Genomic DNA, 8,798 nt, shown 5'->3' with positions numbered 1-8,798 from the left:
ACACACCCACCCGCTCACGCCAGCGCTCCCACAGCTGCACGCACCCCCGCAGCCCCGATCACACAGCAGCCCACCGATATCCCCGCTCCCACGCCCGGACACGACCCGGCAGACCCGATCACACAGCAGCCCACCGATGTCACCGCTCCCCCACCCGCGCACGCCCCGGAAGCCCCCCTCACACACCCACCCGCTCACGCCAGCGCTCCCACAGCTGCACGCACCCCCGCAGCCCCGATCACACAGCAGCCCACCGATATCCCCGCTCCCACGCCCGGACGCGACCTGACAGACCCGATCACACAGCAACTCGCCGATGTCACCGCTCCCCCACCTGCGCCCGCCCCGGAAGCCCCCCTCGCAGACCCACCCGCTCACGTCAGTGCCTCCCGCAGTTGCTTACGGGCCCGCATCGCCCGTGTCTTGACCGTGCCCGGCGGTATCCCGAGCAGGACGGCCGCCTCCCGGGTGGTCAGGCCGTCGATGACCGTGGCCTGGAGCACCGCGCGCAGCTCCGGTGAGAGGCGGACCAGGGCGCCCGCCAGGTCCCCGTGCTCCACCCCCGCGAGCACGCGTTCCTCCGCGGACGCCTCGTCCCGGTGCCGCAGCCGCGCCAGTGCCTGCCTGAGCCGCCCCCGCGCCCCGTCGCCCCGCAGCGCGTCGATCAGCCGCCGTGAGCCGATCCGCCACAGCCAGCCGGCGACGTCGCCGTCCTGGCGGTAGCGGGCCTTGCCCCGCCAGATCGCGAGGAACGTCTCCTGTACGACGTCGTCGACCACGCCCGCGTCGGCGCACCGGCCGCGCAGCCGGGCGGTCAGCCACGGCGCGTACCGCCGGTACAGCTCCTCGAAGGCGCGCCGGTCCCCGTCCGTGGCGGCCCGCAGCAGCTCACCGTCGCTTCTCGTTTCGCTCACGTCCCCTCATCGGACCGGCCCGCGGATCGGTTCACGCGAACCGTGTGAGGCATCCGATGCGCGTACGTCCTTCCCGGGCGGGATGGACGTACGTATCCTCGGGGCGGCTCCCAGCAGTCCGTTACGGCGGCCCCCCGGACGTGGGCCCCCCGGAGCCGCCCCCAGATATCCCGCACGCCATGTCGCCGTAACCAACGGTTCAGACAAGCTTGCGACGCTCGGCCAATGACGCCCTCCGTGCCACAGCCTTCGCCGTCCCCCGAGGGGCCCGCGGGGAACGGGGACGCCCTCAGCTCAGGCCCTGGCTCCGTAAAGGCACTGCCACCCGCGCTTTCCGACGCGCCCGTATCGCTGGGAACGCGGAAGAATGGGTTCATGAGTCAGCCAGACACCGCCCAGGCACAGGTCCAGCACGCGCAGCCCTCCGTGGGCTCCATCGCCGCGCACCGCCCGCACACCGTGGCCGCCGCGGTCTCCGACCTGGAACCCGACATCGATGCCGATCTCGATGCCTACGAGGAGTCGCCGTACGACGGCCCTCAGCTGCCGCAGGGCCGTTTCCTCGACCGGGAGCGCAGCTGGCTGGCCTTCAACGAGCGGGTCCTCGAACTCGCCGAGGACCCCGACACGCCCCTGCTGGAGCGCGCCAACTTCCTCGCGATCTTCGCCAGCAACCTGGACGAGTTCTTCATGGTCCGGGTGGCCGGTCTGAAGCGCCGTATCGCGACGGGTGTCGCCACCCGCTCCGCCTCCGGCCTCCAGCCCCGCGAGGTCCTGGAGATGATCTGGGCCCGCTCCCGCGAACTCATGGCCCGGCACGCCGCCTGCTACCACGAGGACGTCGCCCCCGCCCTCGCGGAGGAGGGCATCCACCTGGTCCGCTGGAGCGAGCTGACGGAGAAGGAGCAGGCCCGCCTGTTCACCCTCTTCCGCCACCAGATCTTCCCGGTGCTCACCCCCCTCGCGGTCGACCCCGCGCACCCCTTCCCCTACATCTCCGGCCTCTCCCTGAACCTGGCCGTCGTCGTACGCAACCCGGTCACCGGCCACAGGCACTTCGCCCGCGTCAAGGTCCCGCCGCTCCTCTCCCGCTTCCTGGAGAGCTCCCCCGGCCGCTACGTCCCCATAGAGGACGTCATCGCCGCCCACCTGGAGGAGCTGTTCCCGGGCATGGAGGTCCTGGAGCACCACGCCTTCCGGCTGACCAGGAACGAGGACCTGGAGGTCGAGGAGGACGACGCCGAGAACCTGCTCCAGGCCCTGGAGAAGGAGCTCATGCGGCGCCGCTTCGGGCCGCCGGTGCGCCTGGAGGTCGAGGAGTCCATCGACCGCGAGGTGCTGGACCTGCTGGTCCGCGAGCTGAAGATCAGCGAGGCCGAGGTGTACCCGCTGCCGGGTCCCCTGGACCTCACGGGCCTCTTCCGCGTCGCCGGCCTCGACCGCCCCGAGCTGAAGTACCGGAAGTTCGTCGCCGGCGTCCACCGCGACCTCGCGGAGGTCGAGTCGGCGTCCGCGCCCGACATATTCGCCGCGCTGCGCAGCCGGGACGTGCTCCTGCACCACCCGTACGACTCCTTCTCCACCTCCGTGCAGGCGTTCCTGGAGCAGGCGGCCGAGGACGAGGACGTCCTCGCGATCAAGCAGACCCTGTACCGGACCTCGGGCGACTCCCCCATAGTCAACGCGCTCATCGACGCCGCCGAGGCCGGCAAGCAGGTCCTCGTCCTGGTCGAGATCAAGGCCCGCTTCGACGAGCACGCCAACATCAAGTGGGCACGCAAGCTGGAGGAGGCCGGCTGCCACGTCGTCTACGGCCTGGTAGGTCTCAAGACCCACTGCAAGCTGTCCCTGGTGGTCCGTCAGGAAGGCGACACACTGCGGCGCTACAGTCACGTCGGCACCGGGAACTACCACCCGAAGACCGCGCGGCTGTACGAGGACCTCGGCCTGCTGACGGCCGACCCGCAGGTCGGCGCCGACCTCTCCGACCTCTTCAACCGCCTCTCCGGCTACTCGCGCCGCGAGACGTACCGCCGTCTGCTCGTCGCCCCCAAGTCCCTGCGCGACGGACTGATCGCGCGGATCAACAAGGAGGCCCAGCACCACCGTGCGGGCCGTCCGGCCTTCATCCGCATCAAGGTCAACTCGATGGTGGACGAGGCCCTCATCGACGCGCTCTACCGGGCGTCCCAGGCCGGTGTGCCGGTCGATGTGTGGGTGCGCGGCATCTGCGCGATCCGCCCCGGCGTCACGGGCCTGTCGGAGAACATCCGGGTCCGCTCCATCCTCGGCCGCTTCCTCGAACACTCCCGGGTCTTCGCCTTCGGCAACGGCGGCGAGCCCGAGGTGTGGATCGGCAGCGCCGACATGATGCACCGCAACCTCGACCGCCGTATCGAGGCCCTGGTCAGGGTTACCGACCCGGCCCACCGCGCCGCCCTGAACCGGCTGTTGGAGACAGGCATGTCCGACACCACCGCCTCCTGGCACCTCGGCCCGGACGGCGAGTGGACGCGGCATGCCACCGACGCGGACGGCGGGCCCCTGCGAAACATCCAGGAGATGCTCATAGACGCCCGGAGGCGCCGGCGTGGCACAGCAACACCTTGACCCTACGGACCCCACAGGCGAAGCCCTCGCGGGCTACCTGAGGGCCCAGGCCACGGAGTTCCTCCGCGCCCTGCGGCTGCACCGGGAAACCGGCGGTGCGACCGGCAACGGCGCGGAGGACCCGGTCGACGCGGCCCGCGCCCTGCGCCGCTCGGTCCGCCGCATCAGCGCCAGCCTGCACACGTTCCGCCCCCTGCTGGAACCGGAATGGTCGGAGTCCCTCCAGCCCGAACTGGCCTGGCTCTCCGGCACCTTGGCCATGGAACACGCCTACGCGGCAAGGCAGGAAAGGCTGTTGCTGGCGCTGCACAGGTTGTCGGGGGCAACGGCTTTTCCGGCCCAGACGGCAGTAGGCGTCGTCGCCAACCTGGCTGCGGGCAGTCGTGCCGCCGGAGCGGCACCCGTCCCACTGAAAGCGGCACCGTCCCACGCCGGGCCCCCCACCCCCGCGCCCACAACAGACCGCGGCAACCTCACAGTTGGGGCGGCAAAAGCAGGCGCCCTGCTCGAACGCCAGCTGACACTCGCCCGCACCCGAGCCCACAGCACCGCCCTCCAGGCCCTGGGATCCAGCCGCTTCCACGCCGTCGCAGACAAAGTCGCCGTCCTGGCCAGCGAGGTCCCCCTCACCCCCACCGCCCCCACCACACCCCTGCACCCCCTCGCCACCGCAGCCGAGGACCGCCTGACCGACGCCATCACCGCGCTCCCCCTCGTCACCGCGGGCAGCCCCTACAACGCGGAGGCCCTGATCCACGGCCTCTCCCCGGACCCCTCCCCGCACCCCCAGGACGCCCCCTGGCACCAGGTCCGGCTGCTGCTGCGCCTGCACCGCTACGCCCGCGAGGCCCTCCACGGCACCGGCGGCCCGACCGACCTGCGCCTGCTGACCGCGGGCCAGGCCCTGGACCGGCACCGCGACGCCTCGGAGGCGGCGGCGGCCGCGGCCTCCGCGGCCCGTACCCCCCGGATCGCCCCGGCGACGGCGTACGCACTCGGCGTGCTCCACGCGGACCAGCGGCACGAAGTGGAAGCGGCCCGCTTCGCCTTCCAGCAGTCCTGGCAGAAACAGGCGCTGCGCACGCCCTGAGCCGGCCAACCCGGCGCCCGATCCCTGTCGAAGGAGGCGGTGACCCACCCGTGACCCACACCAACGACACCATCGTCCAGGCATCCGGCTGCGTCCTGTGGCGACGCTCCCCGGTCGACGGCGAGCTGGAGATCTGTCTCGTCCACCGGCCGAAGTACGACGACTGGTCCCACCCCAAGGGCAAGCTGAAGCGGGGCGAGGACCACCTGGCGGGCGCCCTGCGCGAAGTCGCCGAGGAGACCGGCTATGCGGCTGAACCGGGCGCCGAGCTGTCCACCCTGCGCTATTTCGCGGGCGGCCGCCGCAAACAGGTCCGTTACTGGGCGGCCGAGGCGGTCTCCGGCGGTTTCACCCCCACCACGGAGGTGGACCGCATCCTGTGGCTCTCCCCCGCCGCGGCCCGCAGCCGGCTGACCCAGTACCGCGACCGCACCCTCGTCGACGAACTGCTCGCGACGCTCCGTCACGCCTGAAGGCTCACATGCCCGTCGGCGTCCGCCCGGGCCTGGCTGCGCGCTCTGCGGGCAGGCCCACGCCACCCGCAACTGCACCGGGCCACACAGAACCGGCCCTGTTCGACCGTCGTCGTGCGATGTTCCTGTTGCGCCACGCTGACAACGTTACCCACCCCGCATGCTGTGTCCATCGGCTGCTCCGGCAGCGGGCCTGGTATGCGCGTGACGCCCCCCACCCAGCCGTCGTTATCCGGAACGACAGGGGGCCCGTGACGGACGTACCGGCTTGGGGGTAGACAGGCGATGGCGGAGCGGCAGCACAGGGGGACGGTCGTCACGGCAGGGCTCGTGGTCTGCGTCTGCATGGGGGCCGGCGGCTGCTCCGGCACCGGGGCCGCCGCCGAGGACCCCCGCGCCTTCGACCCCGTCGAGATCCTGCACCGAGCCGCCGAAACCCTGGTCGAGGCGGGCAGTTCAAGGGCGACCACCTCGATGGAGATGGCCATCGGCGGCACCCGCGTCACCATCCGCGGCGAGGGCGACTACAACTACCGTCGGCAGATCGGCCGGTTGAAGGTGCAGCTCCCGCAGAGCCCGGCAGGCACCGACGACCACCGGCCGATCACCGAACTCCTCGCTCCCGGCGCCCTGTTCATGAAGAACCGGGGCGCGGGAGTGCCCGCCGACAAGTGGGTACGGGTCGACACGGCCACCCTCTCCGACGGCAACCTGGTGACCGGCGGCGCCACCGACCCGTATGCCGCGGCCGAGTTGCTGCGCGGGACGCGCGCGGCGACGTATCTCGGCCGGAGCGAGTTCGCCGGCGTCGAGGTGCGGCACTACCGCGGGACCGCGGACCTCACCCTGGCCGCGCGGCACGCCTCGAAGGGCGTCCGGGAGGCCCTCGCTGCGGCGGCGAAAGGGTTCGCCACGGCCGAGGTCCCGTTCGACGTCTACCTCGACGACCAGGGCCGCATCCGTAAGATCCGGCACCGGTTCAGCTTCGTCAACGGCCTCCAGAAGGGCACGGTGGCGGTCGCCTCGACGACGCTGCTGTACGACTTCGGAGCCCCCGTCGACGTACGCCTGCCGGCCTCGAAGGACATCTACGCAGGGAAGATCGCCGAGTAGCGGGCCCTGCTGGAGGAGGATTGCCGGGCGTCAAGAACTAGCCCGTCCGTGCCATGCGCGGTGTGTAGGCCGCTCCCTACTCTAGGAAGTCGGTAACGGCAGAGATGAGGTGATGCACGTGGCTCCGGTCGGCGGTACGGCAGTTCAGGACCACGTGGCCCTCGCCGAGATCGAGCTGTGCGGAGAGCTGATCATCGCGGCCTCGGCCGCGGAGGACCGGCTCAGCCTGGAGAGCATCGACGAGGTGCTGAAAGTGGCCGAAGAGCGCGCCGCCTCCGGCGACTAGCCGGAGGCGAGGCCCCGCCCCGGCGGGTTCAGGTGCGCAGCAGCCGGGCGATCGCCTTCGTCGCCTCGTCCACCTTGGCGTCGATCTCGTCACCGCCCCGGACCGCGGCATCGGCGACACAGTGCCGCAGGTGTTCCTCCAGCAGCTGCAGCGCGAAGGACTGCAGGGCTTTGGTGGAGGCGGACACCTGGGTGAGTATGTCGATGCAGTAGATGTCCTCGTCGACCATCCGCTGCAGGCCACGGATCTGGCCCTCGATCCGGCGCAGGCGCTTGAGGTGCTCGTCCTTCTGCTTGTGGTAGCCGTGCGTCGCATTCTGCGTGCTGTCGGCGGAGGGCGCCGTCGCGCCGGCCTCGGTGGTCGTCATCGCGTCCTCCCGTAAGACATGCGGACATATACCCCTGGTGGGTATATGGTATCGAACTTTGCTGGGTATACGGCCCTTGGTCCCCGCCGGGACCGGGCCCGCACACCGCCCCCGTGCCGACCACTCTGCCCGATGGGCGACACTGGGGGACGGCCCATTAGCCGTGGCCGGATGATGCGCCTAGCATCACCCTGACCGAAACCGAAGCACCCCGAGGACCCCACGTGCGCTTTCGTCTGACCCCCAGGGAGACGAGCTTCTACGACATGTTCGCCGCATCCGCGGACAACATCGTCACCGGCTCCAAGCTCCTGATGGAACTGCTCGGGGCGGACGCACCTGCCCGGGCCGAGATCGCAGAGCGTATGCGGGCCGCGGAACACGCGGGTGACGACGCCACGCATGCGATCTTCCACCAGCTGAACTCCTCGTTCATCACGCCGTTCGACCGCGAGGACATCTACTCCCTCGCCTCGTCCCTCGACGACATCATGGACTTCATGGAGGAGGCCGTCGACCTGGTCGTCCTCTACAACGTCGAGGAACTGCCCAAGGGCGTCGAGCAGCAGATCGAGGTCCTTGCGCGGGCCGCCGAGCTGACGGCGGAAGCCATGCCGAACCTCCGCACTCTGGACAATCTGACCGAGTACTGGATCGAGGTCAACCGCCTCGAGAACCAGGCCGACCAGATCCACCGCAAGCTGCTCGCGCATCTCTTCAACGGCAAGTACGACGCGATCGAGGTGCTCAAGCTCAAGCAGATCGTGGACGTACTGGAGGAGGCGGCGGACGCGTTCGAGCACGTGGCGAACACGGTGGAGACCATCGCCGTCAAGGAGTCCTGACCCCTCCATGGACACCTTCGCTCTGGTCGTGACCATCGCGGTCGCGCTCTTCTTCACGTACACGAACGGCTTCCACGACTCGGCGAACGCGATCGCGACGTCGGTGTCGACGCGGGCGCTGACGCCGCGGGCGGCGCTGGCGATGGCTGCGGTCATGAACCTGGCAGGCGCCTTCCTCGGCTCCGGAGTCGCGAAAACCGTCAGCGAGGGTCTGATCGCGACACCCGAGGGCTCGACGGGGATGGCCATCCTCTTCTCCGGCCTGGTCGGCGCGATCGTCTGGAACCTGATCACCTGGTACTACGGCCTCCCGTCCTCCTCCTCCCACGCCCTGTTCGGCGGCCTGGTGGGGGCGGCCCTCGCGGGCAGCACGACGGTGCACTGGAACGGCGTCCTCGACAAGGTCGTCATCCCGATGTTCCTGTCACCGGTGGTCGGCCTCATCGTCGGCTACCTGGTGATGCTGGCCATCCTGTGGATCTTCCGCAAGTCGAACCCGCACAAGGCCAAGCGCGGCTTCCGCATAGCGCAGACGGTCTCGGCGGCGGCCATGGCACTCGGCCACGGCCTTCAGGACGCGCAGAAGACCATGGGTGTCGTGGTGATGGCCCTGGTCATTTCCGGCCACGAGACCTACGGCGATCCGATCCCGGCCTGGGTGAAGATCGTCTGCGCGGTGATGCTCTCCTTGGGGACCTATGCCGGTGGCTGGCGCATCATGCGCACGCTGGGCCGGAAGATCATCGAACTGGACCCCCCGCAGGGCTTCGCGGCGGAGACGACGGGTGCGTCGATCATGTTCACCACGGCCTTCCTCTTCAAGGCGCCCATCTCGACGACGCACGTCATCACCTCGGCGATCATGGGCGTCGGCGCGACGAAGCGCGTGAACGCGGTGCGCTGGGGCGTCGCCAAGAACATCATCCTGGGCTGGTTCATCACCATGCCGGCCGCGGCCCTGGTCGCGGCGGGGGCCTTCGGAATCGTGAACCTGGCGTTCCTGTAACGCCGCCGGTCCGCATGTCTAAAGCCCGTCCAGCGTTTGAGGACAGGGCCACCGTACGACGACGGGCCCGCCCCCGGGAGCCAGGGGCGGGCCC

General features: G+C 70.2%; 10 protein-coding genes. 7 read left to right on the top strand and 3 right to left on the bottom strand.

Annotation, left to right across the window (positions count from 1 at the left end):
* Nucleotides 1–374: 374 nt before the first annotated feature.
* Nucleotides 375–914 (bottom strand): RNA polymerase sigma factor, encoded by a 540-nt coding sequence (locus tag ABD355_RS08285; RefSeq protein ID WP_344399473.1) that lies wholly within the window; start codon nucleotides 912–914, stop codon nucleotides 375–377.
* A gap of 375 nt (nucleotides 915–1,289) precedes the next feature.
* Between ABD355_RS08285 and ABD355_RS08280 the strand changes: the two genes are divergently transcribed.
* The 3 genes from ABD355_RS08280 to ABD355_RS08270 are packed head-to-tail and all read left to right on the top strand — an operon-like array spanning nucleotide 1,290 to nucleotide 5,087.
* Nucleotides 1,290–3,524, top strand: coding sequence for an RNA degradosome polyphosphate kinase (locus tag ABD355_RS08280; protein WP_344399472.1), 2,235 nt, complete (start codon nucleotides 1,290–1,292; stop codon nucleotides 3,522–3,524).
* The gene (locus ABD355_RS08275) at nucleotides 3,505–4,614 is read left to right on the top strand and encodes a CHAD domain-containing protein (protein WP_344399470.1); all 1,110 of its coding nucleotides are present in this window, start codon (nucleotides 3,505–3,507) and stop codon (nucleotides 4,612–4,614) included. Before ABD355_RS08280 ends, ABD355_RS08275 begins: the two co-directional genes overlap by 20 nt.
* A gap of 50 nt (nucleotides 4,615–4,664) precedes the next feature.
* Nucleotides 4,665–5,087 carry an NUDIX hydrolase gene (locus ABD355_RS08270; protein WP_344399469.1) on the top strand — a complete coding sequence of 141 codons (423 nt, stop codon included), beginning with the start codon at nucleotides 4,665–4,667 and terminating at the stop codon, nucleotides 5,085–5,087.
* On the opposite strand, the gene ABD355_RS08265 is transcribed toward ABD355_RS08270, so the two are convergent.
* The gene (locus ABD355_RS08265; protein ID WP_344399468.1) at nucleotides 5,078–5,260 is read right to left on the bottom strand and encodes a hypothetical protein; all 183 of its coding nucleotides are present in this window, start codon (nucleotides 5,258–5,260) and stop codon (nucleotides 5,078–5,080) included. The two genes, ABD355_RS08270 and ABD355_RS08265, sit on opposite strands and share 10 nt — an antisense overlap.
* 112 nt (nucleotides 5,261–5,372) lie before the next feature.
* Here ABD355_RS08265 and ABD355_RS08260 point away from each other — a divergent pair, with 112 nt between their 5' ends.
* Both ABD355_RS08260 and ABD355_RS08255 read left to right on the top strand, forming a co-directional pair.
* A complete protein-coding gene (locus ABD355_RS08260) occupies nucleotides 5,373–6,200 on the top strand; it encodes an SCO4651 family lipoprotein (protein WP_425585714.1) in 828 nt (275 codons plus the stop codon).
* 118 nt (nucleotides 6,201–6,318) lie between these two features.
* On the top strand, nucleotides 6,319–6,486 hold the full coding sequence (locus ABD355_RS08255) for a hypothetical protein (RefSeq protein ID WP_181922833.1): 168 nt from the start codon (nucleotides 6,319–6,321) through the stop codon (nucleotides 6,484–6,486).
* Nucleotides 6,487–6,514: 28 nt separating this feature from the next.
* Here ABD355_RS08255 and ABD355_RS08250 read toward each other — a convergent pair whose 3' ends face one another.
* A complete protein-coding gene (locus ABD355_RS08250) occupies nucleotides 6,515–6,853 on the bottom strand; it encodes a metal-sensitive transcriptional regulator (RefSeq protein WP_344399467.1) in 339 nt (112 codons plus the stop codon).
* A 224-nt stretch (nucleotides 6,854–7,077) separates the two neighbouring features.
* On the opposite strand from ABD355_RS08250, the gene ABD355_RS08245 reads away from it, so the two are divergent.
* Both ABD355_RS08245 and ABD355_RS08240 read left to right on the top strand, forming a co-directional pair.
* The gene (locus ABD355_RS08245) at nucleotides 7,078–7,698 is read left to right on the top strand and encodes a DUF47 domain-containing protein (protein WP_030941586.1); all 621 of its coding nucleotides are present in this window, start codon (nucleotides 7,078–7,080) and stop codon (nucleotides 7,696–7,698) included.
* Between the two features lie 7 nt (nucleotides 7,699–7,705).
* Complete coding sequence (locus ABD355_RS08240; protein WP_344399466.1) at nucleotides 7,706–8,704, top strand: inorganic phosphate transporter; 999 nt, start codon at nucleotides 7,706–7,708, stop codon at nucleotides 8,702–8,704.
* Nucleotides 8,705–8,798 lie beyond the last annotated feature (94 nt).

Source organism: Streptomyces longisporus (genome assembly GCF_039532765.1).
Lineage (GTDB): Bacteria > Actinomycetota > Actinomycetes > Streptomycetales > Streptomycetaceae > Streptomyces > Streptomyces longisporus.
The sequence above is the reverse complement of the archived record's forward strand: the minus strand, read 5'-3'. Positions and strand labels throughout refer to the sequence as shown.